This window comes from Metabacillus sp. RB-C-LZQ-3-1, assembly GCF_058315175.1.
Window position 1 is genome coordinate 297,466 of the sequence record NZ_JBZFLI010000001.1, and the last position, 18,298, is coordinate 315,763.

The window sequence follows — 18,298 nt, forward strand, 5'->3', positions numbered from 1 at the left end:
TTTTACATGGTCATTTTATAATATCCGTCATTTGACGTACAAGTAAAAATCAACTATAATTTATCTTGAAGTCGAGATATTTAAATATAAGATAATAAAAAATGGAAAGGACGTTCTTTATGAGTATTAAACCTTTAAAAGGGATTCATCATGTCTCAGCCATTACTGCAAATGCAAAAGCGAATTATCAATTTTATACAGAAGTGTTAGGACTAAGATTAGTTAAGAAAACAGTAAATCAAGATGATACATCTGTTTACCATTTATTTTATGCAGATGAGCGCGGAAATCCCGGAACAGATTTAACCTTTTTTGAAATACCTCGTGCCGGTCGGACATATCCAGGTACAAATAGTATTTCAGCGACATCCCTTCGTGTTAAAAATGATGAAGCTCTTGATTACTGGAAGAAACGATTTGAGGAGTTAGAAGTGGATCATGATGATATTCAAGTCGAAGCTGGCCGATCTACACTTTCTTTTCGGGATCCTGAGGGTCAACGGCTAATTTTAGTATCAGATGAAACAAATGTTGGAGTTCCAGGAGGTAAACCGTGGGAAAATAGTCCGGTTCCTACTAAAAATGGGATTGTCGGACTTGGACCTGTCGTGCTTACAGTATCCCGTCCTGAACGAACAATTCGAGTATTAACAGATTTAATGGGCTTTAAGGAAAAGGAAGGATATATAAGAAAAGAAGATCAAAAAAAAGTTCGGATTTTTGAAACAGGTGAAGGCGGGACAGGTGCTGAGGTTCATATCCTAGAAGATTCTGAACAAAACCGCGAACGACCTGGAAGAGGAAGTGTCCACCATGTTGCTTTTCGGGTTGAAGATGAGGAAGAGCTGAAAAAATGGATCGAGCTCCTAAAGAATAGTCATTTACCAAACTCAGGATTTGTTGAACGCTATTATTTCCGTTCATTATATTTTAGAGAACCTAATGGAATTCTTTTTGAATTAGCAACAGATGGACCGGGGTTTGAAGGAGATGAAGACTTCGAACATTTAGGCGAAAACCTAGCCTTGCCTCCTTATTTTGAATCGCAACGAAAAGAAATTGAGGCGAAATTAAAGCCATTAGATACAAAAGAATAATAAAAATATGTTAGATAGCAGGAAAAGAAATTAGTAAACAAAGGTTCTCTGAAGTTAAATAAAAAAATAGAAGTTATCCCGTTTTCACATCCAAAATGTTTGTGAGGAAAAGGGATAACTTTTTTATATGCTATTAATTGGCTCTAAGCATTCTTTTACGTCATGAGCAGGGGAGTTAACAAGATCTGAAACTTGATATGATTCCATTAACCCTTCGTCATAAGGAAGGAGTAATGATTTTAAATGATCTACTTGATGAAAACCAGGATCTAGCCAAGTGTCATAGGAATCACGAGGCAATATTACGGGCATTCGATCATGTACATCTTCTGTTATTTTATTAGCTTCTGTTGTCAGGATTGTACAAGTGAACAAAGGATATTCACCTTGCTTCCAGCATTCCCATAAGCCTGCAAAAGCAAAAGGTTTTCGGTCCTTCATAACAAATCGATAAGGCTGTTTTTCTTTCCCGATCTTCTTCCATTCATAAAATCCATCGCTAATAATTAAGCATCTTTTTTTTATGAAAGGTGTTTTAAAACTTACTTTTTTATCAATCGTTTCTGAGCGGGCATTTATCATTTTATAGCCGATCTTAACATCTTTTGACCAAGGAGGAACAAGTCCCCAACGCATAAACGTTCCAATCCGCTTTTGGCCATTTGAACCAATGACAAAAATATTTTGTGACGGAGCGACATTGTATCGATACGAAAGTTCTTCTTGGATCAGTAAATCAAATTGTTCTTCTATAATCGATTGTTCGGTCGCTAATGAAAATCGCCCACACATGGTTATGACCTCCATAATAAGTTTATAGGTATATTTTATCGGATGGTAATCAAAAAAGGAAATAAAACTAAAATCATAACCATGGCATTTACCTATAACGTTAAAGGAAATGATGACATATAGTATATAAACCGGTTCTGGAGGTGATATTATGGGCGGCGCAGGCGGTTATGGATACGGAGCAGGATTTGCTCTTATCGTCGTATTGTTTATTCTTTTAATCATCATTGGAGCTTCTTATGTTGGTTACTAAAAGGTAAGAAAAAGGCGACCCAGGAACTTGAAAAAGAACTTGGATCGTCTTTTTACTTTTTTCTTTAGGATAAAAACTCATAGGTTGAGGAAATTAAATAATAGATCTTAAAAAGGAGATCGGTCAACCTATGATGAAAAATTTTTACTATTTGCTTTTTTTATGGATTATCTTTTTATACTCTCCTGTTTTCTCTAGTACGACAACTGCAATGGAGCTAAAACCAGAAGGTGTAACTCGATTGCAATCTGTTATAACAGAAGATCCATTATTAAAAGGAGCTATTGCAGGTATTAGCATACGGTCAACGACAACTGGTGACATTTTATATTCCTATAATGGAGAGACAAGCTTAACACCAGCATCCAGTTTTAAACTATTTACTGCTACTGCTGCTTTAGCAACGCTAGGACAAAATTATACATATCTAACTGAAGTTAGCACAGATGGAAAATGGAATGAAAAAGGAGTAGTAAAAGGAAACCTTTACTTAAAAGGCAGGGGTGATCCTACTCTAACTGTAAAGGATCTTAATATATTGGCAAAACAATTAAGAAAAAAAGGAATCCGGACAATTGCTGGAGATGTAATTGCTGATGATACTTGGTACGATAAAGTCCGATATTCCATCGACTTACCTTGGAGCGATGAATCGGCTTATTATGGTGCTCAAATATCGGCCTTAACGGTTTCACCTGATAAAGATTATGATGCTGGTACCATGATTGTACAGGTAATCCCAAGCAAAAAAGGGAAAAAGCCAAAGACGACATTAAGTCCTAATACAGATTATATGGTCATTCATAATAAATCAATAACAACTGAACCAGGTAGTAATGAAACATTAAAAATAACACGTGGTCATGGAAAGAACGAATTGGTTATTGAAGGAACAATACCTGAGGATGGTTCAATAACGAAAGAGTGGATTTCTGTATGGGATCCAACTAAATACACAGTTGATCTATTCAAAAAAGAGTTAGAGCGCGAAGGTATACATGTGAAAGGTGATTGTTATATAGGTAAGGCCCCGGATAAAACTTTAGAAATAGTCAGTCATAAATCAGAGCCATTATCTGAAATTCTGATTCCATTTTTAAAGTTAAGTAATAATACAATAGCAGAAATGCTAGTTAAAGAGATGGGAAAGGTCACACAAAATCTCGGTTCTTGGGAAGCAGGACTGGAGACAGAAAAACGTACGTTAACTCAATTAGGAATCAATATCCATAATATGGTTTTTAGGGATGGTTCAGGAATATCACATCTAAATACAACACAGGCAAATACAATTACTCAGTTGTTATACAGAGCCCAATTACAAGACTGGTTTCCTGTGTTTTATAAGGCACTACCTGTCGCAGGAGAAAAGGAAAAATTAATTGGCGGGACTCTTCGCAATAGAATGACAAGTCCTCCACTTAAACATAAGGTAATAGCAAAAACAGGCACTTTAACGAATGTAAGTTCAATATCAGGATATATGCAAACAAAAAGTGGCGAAAACGTCATATTTTCAATTGTTTTAAATCATTTGCAAAATGATGAAGAAGGTAAAATAGTAGAAAATAAAATTCTTTCCATTATGTTAAATGACCTTGAGTAAAAGCAAAATTTTTGAACTAACTAACATTCTTTGAAATAATTGAGGAAAAGAAGGGAGAGATCATTTAATGAGGGTATTTGTTGTTGGAGCAAACGGACAAATTGGACAAAAACTAACGGATCTATTAAATAGTAGTCAGGAACATACCGTTTTGGCAATGGTTAGAAACCAGGATCAAAAAGAGGAATTTAACAAAAAAGGCATTGAAACGATTGTTGCTAATTTAGAGGGAAGTGTTGCTGAATTACAAAATGCAATGAAGGGCAGTGACGCTATTGTTTTCACTGCTGGATCCGGTGGTAGCACAGGAGCAGATAAAACTTTACTAATTGATCTTGACGGAGCAGTAAAAACGATGGAAGCAGCAGAATTGGCCGGTATTGATCGATTCATCATGGTTAGTGCCCTTCAAGCGAATAATCGAGAAAATTGGAATGAAGCAATAAAGCCTTATTATGTGGCAAAGCATTATGCAGATCGAGTGCTTATGCAATCTAATCTAACATACACCATAATCCGTCCAGGCGGGCTATTAAATGAAAATGGAACAGGAAAAGTTTCGGTCGGGGAACATTTAGAAAGAGGTTCGATTCCACGTGAAGATGTTGCAAAAACGATTGTGGAAGCTTTAACTAATGATCATACAAAGAATCGTTCCTTTGATTTAATATCAGGAGACGATCTGATTTCAGAAGCTTTAAATAAGCTTTAAGCATCTCAAATGAGGTGCTTTTTCTTTTGCTTCTAAATCATCAAATGATTGTCTTTCTTAAAAATGGGTAATATAAACATGTAAGCATGGCTCGGATAAATTTATATTGAGGGGGAAGAAGAATGAAACTGACTCCAGAACAACGAATTCAATTACATGGATTTAATAATCTAACAAAATCGTTAAGCTTTAATATGTATGATGTGTGCTATACCAAAACAAGGGAAGAGAGAGAGGCATATATCGAATACATCGATGAGCAGTACAATGCAGAACGTTTGACGAATATTTTAAAAAATGTAACAGAGATTATTGGAGCACATGTGTTAAATATCGCGAAACAAGATTATGTTCCACAAGGAGCTAGTGTAACGATTTTAGTTTCAGAAGGTCCTGTTGTGGAAGTCCCGACAGAGTCATATGATGAATCTCCAGGTCCACTACCAGAAGCGATTGTAATGGGACTGGATAAAAGTCATATTACCGTTCATACATATCCCGAATATCATCCAAATGAAGGGATTAGTACATTCCGAGCAGATATTGATGTTTCGACATGTGGAGAAATATCACCACTTAAGGCATTAAATTATTTAATCCATTCTTTTGATACTGATATCCTCACAATGGATTATAAGGTGAGAGGATTTACAAGAGATATAAATGGGGAAAAACTGTTTATCGATCATGACATAAGTTCGATTCAAAATTATATTCCCGACGATGTTAAAGATGAATTTGATATGATTGATGTAAATATTTATCAAGAAAATATCTTTCATACGAAATGTAAGCTCAAAAAATTCGACTTAAATAATTATTTATTTGGATATACGAAGGATACGCTTAGTGAAGAAGAACAAGTACAAATTACGGCAAGTCTAACAAAAGAAATGGACGAAATCTTTTATGGGAAGAATATCAAATAAAAAGAAAAGGGATTGAAAACTAGCCTTCAATCCCTTTCGCTAATATTTTATTATGCTTTTGCAGCTTGAAGTTGAAGAGAAACTTTGATTTGATCTCCAACAAGAACGCCGCCAGCTTCTAATGGTGCATTCCAAGTTAAGCCATAATCGCTACGCTTAAGCTTTCCTTCTACACCAAAACCTGCTTTTTCATTTCCCCATGGATCAATACCAGTTCCTTCAAATGTAACGGCAAATGTTTCGGATTTTGTTACACCGTGTAATGTTAAATCACCAGTTACGTTGTATTCATTTTCATCTGTTTTTTCAATAGATGTTGATGTAAATGTCATAGTTGGATGGTTTTCTACATCGAAAAAGTCAGCAGAACGTAAGTGGTTGTCACGATCCTCGTTACGTGTATCCACACTTGCTAAGTCAACAGTAAAAGTAATATCAGCAGTTGTTAAATCAGTTGGATCTGCTTCAATTTCAGCATTAAAGCTTTCAAATCCACCTTTAACTGTTGCAAACATCATGTGTTTAACTGAAAAATCAACTCCGCTGTGTGTTGGATCAAGATTCCATTTTGTTTTTGTCATTTTTTTCTCCTCCAATAAAATAACTTAGTTTAAAATATCTCAACTTAAAGATTTCTAACTCCGAGATAAATTATATTACGGAAAAAACGGAAAGTCAATGAAAATGTAAGGGGGGAATCATATATTTCAGTGATAAAAATCACATTATAAAAAAATTCATTGTTTTCTGAACAAAATGTGAAGCCTATTGTATTACTTAGAAAAAGGGAGTATGATAAAAGTGTAGAAAGTTAGTGAAGTACTTCACAAACTTTCGAAAAGAAGCTAGCTAGCTTAAATTTTTAACTAAGTATGTGAAGGATTTCACAAAAATAAGGAGATGTTCATCCATGAATTGGTTAAGAGGACCGAAAATGGCGATTATATGGACAGTTTTAAGGGTTTGGTTAGGGGTACAATGGCTTGAAGCGGGTATTCATAAAGTAACAGATGGATTTGATGCAACAGGGTTTTTATACGGAGCAATCGAAAAAGCAAGTGGCGATCATCCTGCCGTTCAAAGCTGGTATGCTGTATTCCTAGAAGAATTCGCACTACCAAATATACCACTATTTAATTTATTAATACCATGGGGAGAAGTGTTAGTTGGAATTGGGTTAATTTTAGGTGCAGCAACAGTACCTGCACTCTTAGCAGGCGCATTTATGAACTTAAATTTCCTTTTAGCAGGAACAGTAAGCACAAATCCGATCCTTTATACAGCAGCAGTCCTATTATTAATGGCGGGTACAGCAGGCTATTTCTACGGAGCCGACAGATGGATTCTACCAGCTATAAAGCAAGTAATTGAACGCAAAAGACATAATAAAAAAGACAAACATCATCGTGAACATATTCCAGTTCATTAAAATACTAAAACAAAAAGGATAGCTTAGCTATCCTTTTTGTTTTTTTAGGATAATGATTTCGAGAGTAATTTCTCTATTTTCTCGTTTCTATTTTGTTTCTCTTCATCAGTTGAAAGATCATACTTCTTTAGCAAATGAAATACTTCATTTAAATCAGTTTGACTAACATCCGTTAATAAAAATTGAGTACATTTTTCTACTAACTCTTTACCAAGAAATGATGATTGATCCTGTAATTTTTGTTTAACATCTTCATGTGAATGATCGATTTTACAAGTACCCATAATGATCATTTAGCCTCCAATATGCGACATTTCGATTTTCTTTCTTTTGGTTGTTCCTTCACTTCGTTCAATTGAATATTGATCTTTTCTGCCACGCCATATTGCTTTAATATGCTCTGCAAGCTCTTCATCTGTTTTGGGTGATCGAATTTGCTCGCGTAAATCATGACCCTGTGAGGCAAACAAACAAGTATATAAAGAACCACTAGCTGACAAACGCGCTCGATTACACGTAGAGCAAAACGCATCTGAAACAGAAGAAATGACACCAATCTCTGCATCTGAACCAATGTAGCGATAACGGCTTGCTACTTCACCAGTATAGTTTGGATCAATCGGCTCAAGCGGCATGACTCCGTGAATATCATCAATGATTTGTTTTTTAGGATAAACATCCTTTAAATTCCATTGATTTGTATTTCCAACATCCATAAATTCAATAAATCTTAAAATATGTCCTTTTTCACGGAAATACTGAGCCATCGGGATAATTTCGTGGTCATTCATCCCGCGTTTAACAACCATGTTGATCTTTACCTTTAAACCAGCTTCAGCTGCAGCGTCAATCCCGTCAATAACAGATTTAACCGAAACGCCACGGCCGTTTATTTTTCCAAATACATCATCATTGAGAGAATCAAGACTTATTGAAACACGTTGTAATCCTGCAGCTTTTAATTCTTTTGCGTATTTAGGTAAAAAATAACCGTTTGTTGTCATGGCAATATCTTCAACGCCATCTATCTCGTTTATCCGCTCAATAAGGGTAGACAAATCCTTCCGCATCAAAGGTTCTCCACCTGTAATACGAATTTTTTTTACTCCAAGTGATTGGACAAAAACTTTCGTTAACCGTTCGATTTCTTCATAAGAAAGCAATTCATTTTTCTTTAAAAAAGGAAAGTCTGGTCCAAATATTTCTGCTGGCATACAATAGGTACAGCGGAAATTACATTTATCTGTAACCGATATTCGCAGGTCACGGAGGGGGCGATCAAAGTAATCATTTACAGAATGATGTGTCGTCAATACGATTCCTCCCTTACATATATCCTTCAACAATCCGTTCTGGATGGGAATAGACATTAAATGAAGATCCTCTGATAAAGCCTACAGCTGTAATGTTTAAATCATTTGCAAGCTTAATAGCTAGATCAGTTGGAGCAGATTTTGATAGAACAATTCCAACTCCAATTTTTGATGCTTTGATAAGTACCTCAGAAGAAATTCTACCACTAAATACAATTATTTTATCACGTACTGGAATTTCATTCAAAATACTATATCCATATAATTTATCTAACGCATTATGTCTGCCAATATCAGATCGGTTAACAATCATGTTTTCAGGTGTACATAATGCAGCGTTATGTACTCCGCCTGTTTCTTGAAAAACGATACTGCTATCCTGCATCTCTTTCATTAAAGAAATGCACTGTGAGGGAGTCAGTGTTTGTTTACTCATCGAGGTTTTGGATGTTTTTAAATCATTCTGAAAGTAAAACTGTCTGCTTTTACCACAGCAAGATCCAATAAATCTCTTAGAATAATATTGCTGATTTGTTGTGACATCGGCTTGAATCTTGACATAAGCATAACCGGTATCTTCATCTATTGATAATGACTCAATTTCTCGATAAAAACGGATAACACCTTCTGATGCTAAAAATCCAACAACCATTTCCTCAAAATGAGTAGGGGTACAAACCATTGTTGCAAATTCCTCATTGTTAACAAAAATCGTTAAAGGAAATTCAGTAACGATATTGTCGGTTGTATCAAATAATTTTCCACCTGAGTATTTACGGATTTTTTGATTAATGCTCATTTTTATGTCCATTTTCCATCTCACCTAAATTTTAAGATACCTAAAATATAAACATAATATCTAGACATTAACAAGTACGAAAGTTTGTCATATATGATAGCGGAAGTGGTGAAAAGATTAGAATAACTTGGCTTATCGCCAAGTCCTAATGGCGAAAGCCTTAGTTTTTCTTATACTATCATCCGTAAAATCTTATACTTTCTGATAGTGTAAAAAATATTGTTGCAGAATAATAGATTCCATGTTACTATTTCGATACAAAGTTCATGATATTGTAACATTTTGCTCCGAGATAGCGATCCTGTCGTCGGTTCAAATTGTTCCATAATTGAAAGCGATTAACTGTTGGTCCGATAGTAGCGAATCCTGCTTGAAACTAACCGTCAATTACCTTTTAGGTAGGAAAAATGGCTATTTTTCTATCTGTTTAAGGAGATTGGCGGTTTTTGTTTTGCAATTAGAAAGTAAAAAACAAGTGCTGTTGCCATAAGTTGGCAATAAGGCAAGTTTTTTAATGATGTACGTTAAGTTTCAAGGTGTCTTAAAGTACATTCAAGCCATAAAACATCTTGTTTGTAAGAGATATAGATGATGCTTTTTTAAAATGAGGGGATGACTACATGAAAAAGACAAAAAATCGTTGGTTAATTGCTGCATCAGCAGTAGGGATCCATATTTCCATTGGGTCTGTTTATGCATGGAGTAACTTTACAAATCCACTAATGGAGGAGTTTGGCTGGAGTGCTTCACAAGTCCAATTAACATTTAGTATTGCTATTTTATTTCTTGGCTTATCTGCAGCTTTTTTAGGACACTTTGTTGAAAAATATGGTCCAAGAGCAGCTGGTTTACTTGCAGCTGGATTCTTTGGAGCCGGAATCCTCGGAGCCGGTTTAGCCGTTCAATTAGGTTCTTTGCCTTTTCTTTATATTACATACGGAGTTCTTGGAGGAATCGGTCTTGGTGTAGGATATATCGCACCAGTATCAACCCTAGTAAAATGGTTCCCAGATAGAAGGGGATTAGCAACAGGACTTGCGATCATGGGATTTGGATTCGCAGCAGCGATTGCTAGTCCTGTGATGGAAGCACTAATCAATTCAGTTGGAACAGCAAACACATTTTATATTTTAGGGATTTCTTATTTAATTATTATGACATTATCTTCGCTTTATTTAGAGAAGCCAGCTGAAAATTGGGTTCCAAAAGGAATTGAAGCAAAAGGTAAATCAGGAAATTCAAGAATTAAAGAGGATTTATCACAGCTAACTGCTAATGAAGCGGTAAAAACAACGAGATTTTATTATTTATGGATCATGTTGTTTATTAATGTGACGTGTGGAATCGCGATCTTATCTGCTGCTAAGCCTTTAGCGGAAGAAAGTATTGGGCTTACAACTGCAGAAGCAGCAGCGCTTGTCGGTATTTTAGGTATTTTTAATGGTTTAGGTCGTCTGGGTTGGGCATCTATTTCTGATTATATTGGTCGCCCAAATACATATACAACTTTCTTTGTATTGCAAATTGTTTTATTCGCACTATTGCCACATACGACAGAAGCATTTTTGTTCCAGGTTATGTTAGCTATTGTGTATACTTGTTATGGTGGAGGATTTGCTGCTATTCCTGCTTACATTGGAGATATCTTTGGAACAAAGCAATTAGGTGCCATTCACGGATATATCCTAACTGCATGGGCTGCAGCTGGATTAGCTGGTCCAATGTTTGCTGCTTGGATGAAGGATACAACAGGAAGCTATGGAACAAGCTTAACCTTTTTCTCAGGTTTGTTCGTAGTTGCCTTAATTGTATCTATTGTAATCCGTAAAGATATTAACAGACTTCGCAAGCAACAAGCAACGAGTTCCAAAAACTCCATTGCAGGATAATAATACTTCCACAAAGCATAAAGGTATGGTAAAATACCACATGCTAAAACCTCTAGTGGGTAGGAGGATATTATGAACAAGTACGAAGCAGAATTTAGTAATATCGTGCGCTCTTTCCGCAAAAAGCATATGGGAAAAGGCCCAAGTAAAATTACAACAACATTTTGTAAAAATTGGGCAATATGTGAAATGGAAGGCAATTTATCACCTGTTGAAAGATTTATTGCCAGTGCGGATGAAGGAAAGCAAGCGTTACGATCTGCAAGAACTGAAATGGTTAAACAAATGTACAAGAAAAACCCTCCTATAGAGATGGAAGAGTTTTTAGGTTGTAAATTTGTTGATTTATTTGTAGATATCGATATTGACAGAGACTTCGGAATGTCCATCTTTGTCTTTGATGAAGATTTACAGCAAAAGTTTAATAAATAATGGAAATGTCGAATGCCTTAAGAAAAGTTTTTTCAATCAAGGTCTCCATTCAAACCTTTTTAACTAAAAATTGTTTAGTAATTAGTTCGTCTAAACATTCAGGTTACGTATTAAAATAAAGATAACTGGTATGGCACTTAGTAGCGACCCTGCAAAAGACTAACCACCGTTTTACTCTGCACCTTTCATTGTAAGAGTCTACGGTGGTTTTTTCTATATCGAATCATTTATCCGATTTTTCACTTGCATTTTTGTCTATTAACAAAGATTTTTTGTTTAATAGATTCCTTGTACATTAATTATTTGGGTTGAAAGGTGGAGGGATAGGAGTGGTCCCAAAGACGCTCGTGCCTAGGAAGCTCAGCGCCCTCCTAGGAAAACGATGTTCCAGATCAATTCTTTCAATACTAATTACATAGCAACAAAGTTTTTGGAAAACAACCTACTATATGAATTTTAAAGATTAGGAGTGATTCAAATGGGAGAGACAAAACATCAAGGACCTATAAAGGCAACAAAAACACCACAGCCTAAGCACTGGGTTAGTCCAATTCCGTTTGGTCTAGGGAAAGTCAAGCCCCACCATTTTAGAGATACAATGAAAGTAGCATGGGATAATAAGGATAATATAGGATATGCCACACGCATCTTGACACAAGGTGTTTGTGATGGATGTGCCTTAGGTGTTTCTGGTTTACAAGACCAAACATTAAAAGGGCCGCATATGTGTACAACAAGAATGAATGTTCTAAGACTGAACACAATGCCTGCTTTAAATGAAGAAATTGTTCATGCCGACATTGATGAATTACGAAAATATAGCAGTACTGAATTAAGGAAATTAGGTCGTATTCCATATCCGCTTATTCGCCGCAAAGGGGAGAGAAAGTTTTCACGTATTACATGGGATGAGGCCATGGATATCATTGCGAATAAAATGAAGCAATTGGATCCAAAGCAGTATGCATTTTATTTAACATCAAGAGGTATTACGAATGAGTCATATTATGTTGCTGGTAAAGTTGCTCGATTTTTAGGGACAAATAATATCGATAATGCATCACGTATTTGTCACTCGCCTAGTAAAACAGCCCTAAAGCGTTCAATTGGTGTAGGTGCTTCAACTGCCAACTACCAGGACTGGTTTGGCACTGATGTCTTAATGTTTTGGGGAAGTGTGGCTTCAAATGCTTCACCAGTCTCCACAAAATATATGCTTGAAGCGAAAAAAAGAGGAACAAAAATTATCGTTGTTAATCCATATAGTGAACCTGCGATGGATAAATATTGGATCCCATCAAATATGGAATCAGCTCTTTTTGGAACCAAATTAGCTGATGATTTCTACCAGGTTAATATTGGAGGAGACATTGCCTTCATGCATGGAATTATGAAGCATTGGTTTGAGATGGAAGAAAAACAATACGGATCTGCTATCAATCATGAATTTGTTCAACAGCATGTCAATGGATATGAGGAATTAAAAGCTCATGTTATTCAACAATCATGGGATGAAATCATAAAGTCATCAGGGATTTCAAAAGAAAGAATCATTGAATTAGCAGAGCTTTTAGCAAAAAGTAAAAATGCTGTATTTGCCTGGGCTTTAGGGTTAACCATGCATTCCTTTGCAACAGATAATATTTCACAAGTGGCAAATCTTGCCCTATTACGTGGCTACCTAGGCCGCAAAAATAATGGACTCATGCCATTCCGTGGTCACTCTTCGGTTCAAGGTTCAGGAGAAATGGGGGCAGACCCATTCGTCCTGCCAGGAAGCGGGTTTGATGAAGAAAATATAAAACGAATCGAACAGATTTGGGGATTTGAATTACCTAAATGGCAAGGCGATATCGTTGGCGTTACGTTAGAAAACATTGTTCTACCAGAAGATCATGAGCGAAAAATAAAGCTTTATTACTTATCAGGAGGTAATTTCCTAGAAACGATGCCAGATCCTGAGTTTGTTGAAAAAGCTTTATCCGAATTAGAAATACGAGTGCATCAAGATATTATTTTGAATACATCTACACTTGTTGATGCAAAAGAGGCAGTGATTGTTCTTCCAGCAAAAACGCGCTATGAACAAGAAGGCGGCGGTACATCCACTTCAACAGAACGAATGGTGTATTATTCACCTCAAATTGAAGGGAATAAAAATGAGATAAAAGAGGCTCGTGCAGAATGGAAGATTTATATTGATCTTGCCAAACGTGTTAAACCTGAAACCGCGCATTTTGTAGACTTTAAATCAGGACAGGAAATTCGTGATGAAATCGCCATTGCAAACCGCGACTATGATGGAATTCAACACTTGAAAAAACAAGGAGATGTTTTCCAATGGGGAGGAGCTTGGCTGTGTGAAGGGGGAGTATGTCCAACACCGGATGGCAGAGGCAACCTTATTACTGTAGAAATTCCTGATTTAGGAAAGAAAGAAGGACAATTTGTCGTTACTTCTCGCCGTGGTAAGCAATTTAACTCAATGGTTTATAAAGAAACAGATCCATTCAACGGTGCAGATCGTTATGATGTGTTAATGAATGCAGAAGATGCTAAACAATTAAGTATTGCAGAAGGAGAAGGCATTGTTGTCTACAATGGCTTTGGTGTCTTCCAAGGAAGAGCAAAATTTGTTGATATTGCAAGAGGTAACCTTGAAGTGCATTTCCCGGAAGGTAACTTTTTATTACCTAGAGGGAGATATGAAAAATTCGCTGGGATTCCAGATTATAATATTACAGTAACAGTGGAAAAAGCAGATCGATTCAATGCACGTAAAGATGTTCAATATTTAGAAAAACGTGTTGAGGATTTAGAGGTGAATGCACCGGTATAAGACACTTAGTAGGCAGAACATTCATTGTTCTGCCTATTTTGATGATTCTTGATCATCCCCAAGAATAGATAGTTGAAGGGCAATTAACTTCTTTTGGATAAGTAGTAAGTTTTGCCTCATTTTCACTTTAAGAAGTTGATCTTCAACCCCCATGGTCTTTAACTTATCTAATTCTTGAAGAACAGATATAAATAAATGTGTCACTTCATTATGTTTGATAATAAGGTTCATTTTATCGAGATTTTTTTGGCTATTCATAGGCTCTCCTTTAGACTAAAGTTTAAAGAATTTTTGTTACACAAAAGTATACATTCCTCAAATACGCCATTTTCAGTAAAAGTTGTCATCATCACACTGTGGGACTTCTGTCTTTAGTAGCCTCTAATCATAATATTTCTACATTTGGATAAAATATCCTTTTTTATTCTCGTAATCAACTAAGCTTTCATAAACCTAATTTTGGTTCATTTTTATCATTTCTTTAAGATATGAAAGTAAGAAAAAGTACAAGCTTCAAGGTGGTTGTACAAGAGTAAGTTTTCTAATCGATATATGATATGGGGGATAAGTCTGAAAGAGATGGTAGGGATTACCTAAAATGAGGAAATAAAGGAGATGCCAGAAAGCATACTTACATTACTGTCTTCTGGGGAAACTCAAATGGACAACTGTGAAGGATGTAAATATAGGAATTGACACATATCATTAACTGAGAAAGTTGATTTGCATGCACTAATGAAAAATACTGATCAAGCCTTATACCTTGCGAAATCAAAAGGAAAGAACAGATTTCAATTTTTTAAGACAATTTGACACTTTATCATATGCAGTCCGTTCAGTTTCGTTTTACTTTAAAGGAATTTTTAAAAACGTTGCTGAACGGGCATATTTCTACTTTAGTTATTCTTCATCATTAATTTCACCATCACCAATTTCATCTTCTCCTGGTGCATCATCACATGCAACGACAGATGTGGCAAGGAAAGCTGCTAGTAAAAGAACTAGAAACTTTTTCATTAGATAAGTCACCTCTTTCTTGAAAAACTTTCATTTATTTTTCCCAAAGACAGTTTTGATTATGTACTTTAAAATAAGTTTTACTTTTTTTGTATGATCCGCAAGGTTAAAAAATATGATGAGCATATAAGGAAAACAAAGCTTTCATTACTAATTCTTGTCAACAAGCTAAGTTTTACTAATTTTTAAAAAAGGAGAGAGAAATGCTCATTTTTATTGGTTTTGCCATTTTATTTTTAATTCTGTTATTTATTCTTGGTAAATCTTTTAATAAAAAGAAAATGATTCAAAGCTACTCTGTTCAGAATTTTATGCAAGTAGAAAATAAGGATGAAGAAGATAGTAAGAAGGAATCTATCATTGAAAAGGTGAATGATTTTTTTGACGAGCATAAGGACGAATCGCATAGTGAGAGTGATGGAGATGATGTTGGAGATGAGTAAAACATGTTTTATGATGTGAATGCTTACATTTTTTCATATCCATTTATGGACGATCATGATAAAATAAAGAAGTTCTTATACATATGGGAGGATACGAATGGACGCTATTGCCAAAAGATACATAGAATTATATCTTTATTTTTCTGAAGAATTAGGCCGGTTTTTAACCGATTCTGAGCAGGAATTTTTAAAATGGCTTGTATCAAGTGAATAAGATCCATGGTGAAAGGGTTAACAATTCCAAGGTGTTAGCCTTTTTATTTTTAAAGTATTCATTATCGTTCATTTATCTAAAATATGAAACTTTTTATGAATCGTATACGTATAGCATGTTATAAACATATCCAATTTAAGAGGAGAGAATTAATTGAAAAAGATTACGATGATTATTGCCATTATTACATTAATGCTAAGTTCGGCTTGTTCTTTAGTAGATGAGGTAAGTCGTTCTGTTGATTATGTGGATGAAACAAAGAGTTATTTAACCTCAGTAAGTGATTTTGCCGAACAAGCACCGGAGTTAATACAGGCGGCAGCGACAGACGAGGCTGCAAGAGAAGATCTTGAAAATCAACTTACTTCCTTACGGGGACAAATTGAAGAGTTTAACAATTTAGAAGCTCCAACAGTCGCCGAAGATTTACACCAAGATATCGTGACCCAAAATGAAGCAGCTTTAGAAAAGATTGATCAGGTTTACCAGGATGGAGAGGTTGTGGTTGAGGAGCTGCAAAACTCTGAAATCATCCAAACCTTACAAGACCTAAGCTCTCTTATGAATGCAGTAGAAAAGTTAGAATTATAGATATAAAACATAGGAGCTAGGCCAGTTTCTACATGAATGAATGTAGAGGGTTTAGCTCCTTATCCTATTCACTAAACTTTTCTTTTTTTTATATTTAGTATAAGATATATTTATGTGATACTATGACCAAGTCATAATTTAATATATTTTCTCATCACCTATTAAACAATTTCATATAATTAGAGAATTATTTTTCACAAGAGGAGAGACTTTTCATGAGAAAGAGAGTTGTTATAACAGGTATTGGGGCAGTTACACCTTTAGGTAATGATGTTCAAACCACCTGGGAGAATGCTAAAAAAGGTGTTTCAGGAATCGCAGAAATGACGCGAGTTAATACAGAACCTTTTAATGTGAAAGTAGCAGGTGAAGTAAAGGACTTTTCTCCACAGGACTATATTGATCACAAAGAAGTTCGCAGAATGGCTAGATTTACGCATCTTGCGATAGCTGCTAGTAAAATGGCGATCAAAGATGCTGGGGTCGAAATTGGGAAAGATGTTTCTCCAGAAAGAGTAGGGGTATGGATTGGTTCAGGAATCGGTGGACTTGATGAATTTGAAGAACAGCATAAACGATATTTGAGTAAGGGACCAAAACGGGTAAGCCCATTTATTATTCCTATGTTTATTCCTGATATGGCTTCAGGAAGAGTGTCGATTGAGCTAGGTGCCAAAGGTATTAACAACTGCTCAGTTACGGCGTGTGCTTCAGGAGCAAACTCTATTGGTGATGCCTTTCGAGTGATTCAAAATGGCGGGGCTGATATGATGGTGACTGGAGGTTCTGAAGCGTCGATCACAGAAATGACGATAGCGGGATTTTCAAACATGACAGCATTATCAACAAATCATGATCCAGCAAGTGCAAGTCGTCCTTTTGATCAAAATCGAGATGGCTTTGTCATCGGGGAGGGATCTGGCATCTTGATCCTTGAGGAGCTTGAACATGCTTTAGCACGTGGTGCAAACATTTACGCTGAGCTAGTAGGGTATGGAGCAACAGGTGATGCCTATCATATTACGACTCCAGCTCCAGAAGGAGAAGGCGGTCAAAGAGCGATGAAGCAGGCATTAGAAGATGCGAATATCTCACCTGATCAGGTCGATTATATTAATGCACATGGTACTAGTACGTATTACAATGATTTGTATGAAACAAAAGCGATAAAGACTGTTTTTGGAGAACATGCTTATCGTCTTTCTGTTAGTTCCACAAAATCGATGACAGGACATTTATTAGGGGCCGCAGGCGCAGTTGAAGCCATCTTCTCTGTATTAACAATGAAAGATGGAATCATTCCGCCAACGATAAACTATGTAACTCCTGATCCTGAACTAGATTTAGATTATGTTCCAAATCAAGCAAAAGAGGCAAGAGTTAATGTCGTATTGTCGAACTCATTAGGGTTTGGTGGTCATAATGCAACATTATTATTTAAAAAATACGAGTAAAACATGTTATCCTAGCACGCCAAACAATTAATATGGCGTGCTTTTTTAATTTTAATTAGTGATTACTTTTCATTAGGATAATCACAATATTCAATGATTGTCCCTTCAGTATCTGCTGGATTTAAATAGATTAATCTTCTTCCATGCTTATTCGTTCGTAAACTATTTTCTAGAATACGGATCCCTTGTTCTTTAAGATCTTGTATCGCTTTGTCCAAGTCATTTACTTTATAAGCAATGTGGTGGACACCTTTCCCTTTTTGTTTAATAAATCTTGCAATAGGAGAGGTTGAATTATTGGTAGGTGCCAATAATTCGATTCTATTACCATTTACATCTATGATGGCAATTTCACTTTCTACTCCAACCACTTCACTTTTGTAGCGATCAATGAGTTCTCCGCATAATATATTCAGGTGGAAATCAATACTTCTTTCTAAATCACGAACAGCGATACCAATATGATCTAATTCCTTTTTCATGAACCTA

The 18,298-nt window shown here is 35.7% G+C and carries 19 protein-coding genes; 12 read left to right on the top strand and 7 right to left on the bottom strand.

Annotation, left to right across the window (positions count from 1 at the left end; genetic code table 11):
- Positions 1-119: 119 nt before the first annotated feature.
- Positions 120-1,097 carry a ring-cleaving dioxygenase gene (locus AC4GZ8_RS01650; RefSeq protein ID WP_491080057.1) on the top strand — a complete coding sequence of 326 codons (978 nt, stop codon included), beginning with the start codon at positions 120-122 and terminating at the stop codon, positions 1,095-1,097.
- A gap of 123 nt (positions 1,098-1,220) precedes the next feature.
- Here the strand turns inward: AC4GZ8_RS01650 and AC4GZ8_RS01655 are convergent, their stop codons facing one another.
- A complete protein-coding gene (locus AC4GZ8_RS01655; RefSeq protein WP_491080058.1) occupies positions 1,221-1,889 on the bottom strand; it encodes an SOS response-associated peptidase in 669 nt (222 codons plus the stop codon).
- A gap of 151 nt (positions 1,890-2,040) precedes the next feature.
- On the opposite strand from AC4GZ8_RS01655, the gene AC4GZ8_RS01660 reads away from it, so the two are divergent.
- The 4 genes from AC4GZ8_RS01660 (at position 2,041) to speD (ending at position 5,389) form a co-directional block, all read left to right on the top strand.
- Entirely contained in the window at positions 2,041-2,142 is a 102-nt protein-coding gene (locus AC4GZ8_RS01660; RefSeq protein WP_491080059.1) for a YjcZ family sporulation protein, read from the top strand.
- Between the two features lie 130 nt (positions 2,143-2,272).
- Positions 2,273-3,748, top strand: a complete 1,476-nt coding sequence (dacB, locus tag AC4GZ8_RS01665; RefSeq protein ID WP_491080060.1) for a D-alanyl-D-alanine carboxypeptidase/D-alanyl-D-alanine endopeptidase — start codon at positions 2,273-2,275, stop codon at positions 3,746-3,748.
- A 67-nt stretch (positions 3,749-3,815) separates the two neighbouring features.
- On the top strand, positions 3,816-4,460 hold the full coding sequence (locus AC4GZ8_RS01670) for an SDR family oxidoreductase (protein WP_491080061.1): 645 nt from the start codon (positions 3,816-3,818) through the stop codon (positions 4,458-4,460).
- Between the two features lie 122 nt (positions 4,461-4,582).
- On the top strand, positions 4,583-5,389 hold the full coding sequence (speD, locus tag AC4GZ8_RS01675) for an adenosylmethionine decarboxylase (protein ID WP_491080062.1): 807 nt from the start codon (positions 4,583-4,585) through the stop codon (positions 5,387-5,389).
- Positions 5,390-5,439: 50 nt separating this feature from the next.
- On the opposite strand, the gene AC4GZ8_RS01680 is transcribed toward speD, so the two are convergent.
- Positions 5,440-5,970: a YceI family protein gene (locus AC4GZ8_RS01680; protein WP_491080063.1), complete on the bottom strand. Its 531-nt coding sequence runs from the start codon at positions 5,968-5,970 to the stop codon at positions 5,440-5,442.
- Between the two features lie 329 nt (positions 5,971-6,299).
- On the opposite strand from AC4GZ8_RS01680, the gene AC4GZ8_RS01685 reads away from it, so the two are divergent.
- A complete protein-coding gene (locus AC4GZ8_RS01685; protein WP_491080064.1) occupies positions 6,300-6,818 on the top strand; it encodes a DoxX family protein in 519 nt (172 codons plus the stop codon).
- A gap of 44 nt (positions 6,819-6,862) precedes the next feature.
- Here the strand turns inward: AC4GZ8_RS01685 and AC4GZ8_RS01690 are convergent, their stop codons facing one another.
- Genes AC4GZ8_RS01690 through fdhD form a run of 3 tightly spaced genes read right to left on the bottom strand, consistent with a single transcriptional unit; the run spans position 6,863 to position 8,942 of the window.
- Positions 6,863-7,102, bottom strand: a complete 240-nt coding sequence (locus AC4GZ8_RS01690; RefSeq protein WP_491080065.1) for a hypothetical protein — start codon at positions 7,100-7,102, stop codon at positions 6,863-6,865.
- 9 nt (positions 7,103-7,111) lie between these two features.
- Positions 7,112-8,188, bottom strand: a complete 1,077-nt coding sequence (gene moaA, locus AC4GZ8_RS01695) for a GTP 3',8-cyclase MoaA (RefSeq protein WP_491080066.1) — start codon at positions 8,186-8,188, stop codon at positions 7,112-7,114.
- Positions 8,145-8,942: a formate dehydrogenase accessory sulfurtransferase FdhD gene (gene fdhD, locus AC4GZ8_RS01700; protein WP_491080067.1), complete on the bottom strand. Its 798-nt coding sequence runs from the start codon at positions 8,940-8,942 to the stop codon at positions 8,145-8,147. The genes moaA and fdhD overlap by 44 nt, the downstream gene beginning before the upstream one ends.
- Before the next feature lie 608 nt (positions 8,943-9,550).
- Between fdhD and AC4GZ8_RS01705 the strand changes: the two genes are divergently transcribed.
- The 3 genes from AC4GZ8_RS01705 (at position 9,551) to AC4GZ8_RS01715 (ending at position 14,090) form a co-directional block, all read left to right on the top strand.
- Positions 9,551-10,819 (top strand): L-lactate MFS transporter, encoded by a 1,269-nt coding sequence (locus AC4GZ8_RS01705; protein ID WP_491080068.1) that lies wholly within the window; start codon positions 9,551-9,553, stop codon positions 10,817-10,819.
- A 72-nt stretch (positions 10,820-10,891) separates the two neighbouring features.
- The gene (locus AC4GZ8_RS01710; protein ID WP_491080069.1) at positions 10,892-11,251 is read left to right on the top strand and encodes a Na-translocating system protein MpsC family protein; all 360 of its coding nucleotides are present in this window, start codon (positions 10,892-10,894) and stop codon (positions 11,249-11,251) included.
- Between the two features lie 478 nt (positions 11,252-11,729).
- Positions 11,730-14,090 (top strand): FdhF/YdeP family oxidoreductase, encoded by a 2,361-nt coding sequence (locus AC4GZ8_RS01715; protein ID WP_491080070.1) that lies wholly within the window; start codon positions 11,730-11,732, stop codon positions 14,088-14,090.
- Positions 14,091-14,123: 33 nt separating this feature from the next.
- On the opposite strand, the gene AC4GZ8_RS01720 is transcribed toward AC4GZ8_RS01715, so the two are convergent.
- On the bottom strand, positions 14,124-14,348 hold the full coding sequence (locus AC4GZ8_RS01720; RefSeq protein WP_491080071.1) for a hypothetical protein: 225 nt from the start codon (positions 14,346-14,348) through the stop codon (positions 14,124-14,126).
- A 962-nt stretch (positions 14,349-15,310) separates the two neighbouring features.
- On the opposite strand from AC4GZ8_RS01720, the gene AC4GZ8_RS01725 reads away from it, so the two are divergent.
- The 3 genes from AC4GZ8_RS01725 (at position 15,311) to fabF (ending at position 17,809) form a co-directional block, all read left to right on the top strand.
- Complete coding sequence (locus AC4GZ8_RS01725; RefSeq protein ID WP_491080072.1) at positions 15,311-15,550, top strand: hypothetical protein; 240 nt, start codon at positions 15,311-15,313, stop codon at positions 15,548-15,550.
- Between the two features lie 367 nt (positions 15,551-15,917).
- The gene (locus AC4GZ8_RS01730; RefSeq protein ID WP_491080073.1) at positions 15,918-16,355 is read left to right on the top strand and encodes a DUF6376 family protein; all 438 of its coding nucleotides are present in this window, start codon (positions 15,918-15,920) and stop codon (positions 16,353-16,355) included.
- A gap of 215 nt (positions 16,356-16,570) precedes the next feature.
- Positions 16,571-17,809, top strand: a complete 1,239-nt coding sequence (gene fabF, locus AC4GZ8_RS01735; protein ID WP_491080074.1) for a beta-ketoacyl-ACP synthase II — start codon at positions 16,571-16,573, stop codon at positions 17,807-17,809.
- Between the two features lie 62 nt (positions 17,810-17,871).
- On the opposite strand, the gene AC4GZ8_RS01740 is transcribed toward fabF, so the two are convergent.
- Positions 17,872-18,291, bottom strand: a complete 420-nt coding sequence (locus AC4GZ8_RS01740; protein WP_491080075.1) for a VOC family protein — start codon at positions 18,289-18,291, stop codon at positions 17,872-17,874.
- Positions 18,292-18,298 lie beyond the last annotated feature (7 nt).

What these genes read in the sequence shown, in the direction of transcription:
- AC4GZ8_RS01650 (WP_491080057.1), top strand. Translation starts at nt 120, where the DNA reads ATGAGTATTAAACCTTTAAAAGGGATTCATCATGTCTCAGCCATTACT.
- AC4GZ8_RS01655 (WP_491080058.1), bottom strand. Translation starts at nt 1,889, where the DNA reads ATGTGTGGGCGATTTTCATTAGCGACCGAACAATCGATTATAGAAGAA.
- AC4GZ8_RS01660 (WP_491080059.1), top strand. Translation starts at nt 2,041, where the DNA reads ATGGGCGGCGCAGGCGGTTATGGATACGGAGCAGGATTTGCTCTTATC.
- dacB (WP_491080060.1), top strand. Translation starts at nt 2,273, where the DNA reads ATGATGAAAAATTTTTACTATTTGCTTTTTTTATGGATTATCTTTTTA.
- AC4GZ8_RS01670 (WP_491080061.1), top strand. Translation starts at nt 3,816, where the DNA reads ATGAGGGTATTTGTTGTTGGAGCAAACGGACAAATTGGACAAAAACTA.
- speD (WP_491080062.1), top strand. Translation starts at nt 4,583, where the DNA reads ATGAAACTGACTCCAGAACAACGAATTCAATTACATGGATTTAATAAT.
- AC4GZ8_RS01680 (WP_491080063.1), bottom strand. Translation starts at nt 5,970, where the DNA reads ATGACAAAAACAAAATGGAATCTTGATCCAACACACAGCGGAGTTGAT.
- AC4GZ8_RS01685 (WP_491080064.1), top strand. Translation starts at nt 6,300, where the DNA reads ATGAATTGGTTAAGAGGACCGAAAATGGCGATTATATGGACAGTTTTA.
- AC4GZ8_RS01690 (WP_491080065.1), bottom strand. Translation starts at nt 7,102, where the DNA reads ATGGGTACTTGTAAAATCGATCATTCACATGAAGATGTTAAACAAAAA.
- moaA (WP_491080066.1), bottom strand. Translation starts at nt 8,188, where the DNA reads ATGTCTATTCCCATCCAGAACGGATTGTTGAAGGATATATGTAAGGGA.
- fdhD (WP_491080067.1), bottom strand. Translation starts at nt 8,942, where the DNA reads ATGGACATAAAAATGAGCATTAATCAAAAAATCCGTAAATACTCAGGT.
- AC4GZ8_RS01705 (WP_491080068.1), top strand. Translation starts at nt 9,551, where the DNA reads ATGAAAAAGACAAAAAATCGTTGGTTAATTGCTGCATCAGCAGTAGGG.
- AC4GZ8_RS01710 (WP_491080069.1), top strand. Translation starts at nt 10,892, where the DNA reads ATGAACAAGTACGAAGCAGAATTTAGTAATATCGTGCGCTCTTTCCGC.
- AC4GZ8_RS01715 (WP_491080070.1), top strand. Translation starts at nt 11,730, where the DNA reads ATGGGAGAGACAAAACATCAAGGACCTATAAAGGCAACAAAAACACCA.
- AC4GZ8_RS01720 (WP_491080071.1), bottom strand. Translation starts at nt 14,348, where the DNA reads ATGAATAGCCAAAAAAATCTCGATAAAATGAACCTTATTATCAAACAT.
- AC4GZ8_RS01725 (WP_491080072.1), top strand. Translation starts at nt 15,311, where the DNA reads ATGCTCATTTTTATTGGTTTTGCCATTTTATTTTTAATTCTGTTATTT.
- fabF (WP_491080074.1), top strand. Translation starts at nt 16,571, where the DNA reads ATGAGAAAGAGAGTTGTTATAACAGGTATTGGGGCAGTTACACCTTTA.
- AC4GZ8_RS01740 (WP_491080075.1), bottom strand. Translation starts at nt 18,291, where the DNA reads ATGAAAAAGGAATTAGATCATATTGGTATCGCTGTTCGTGATTTAGAA.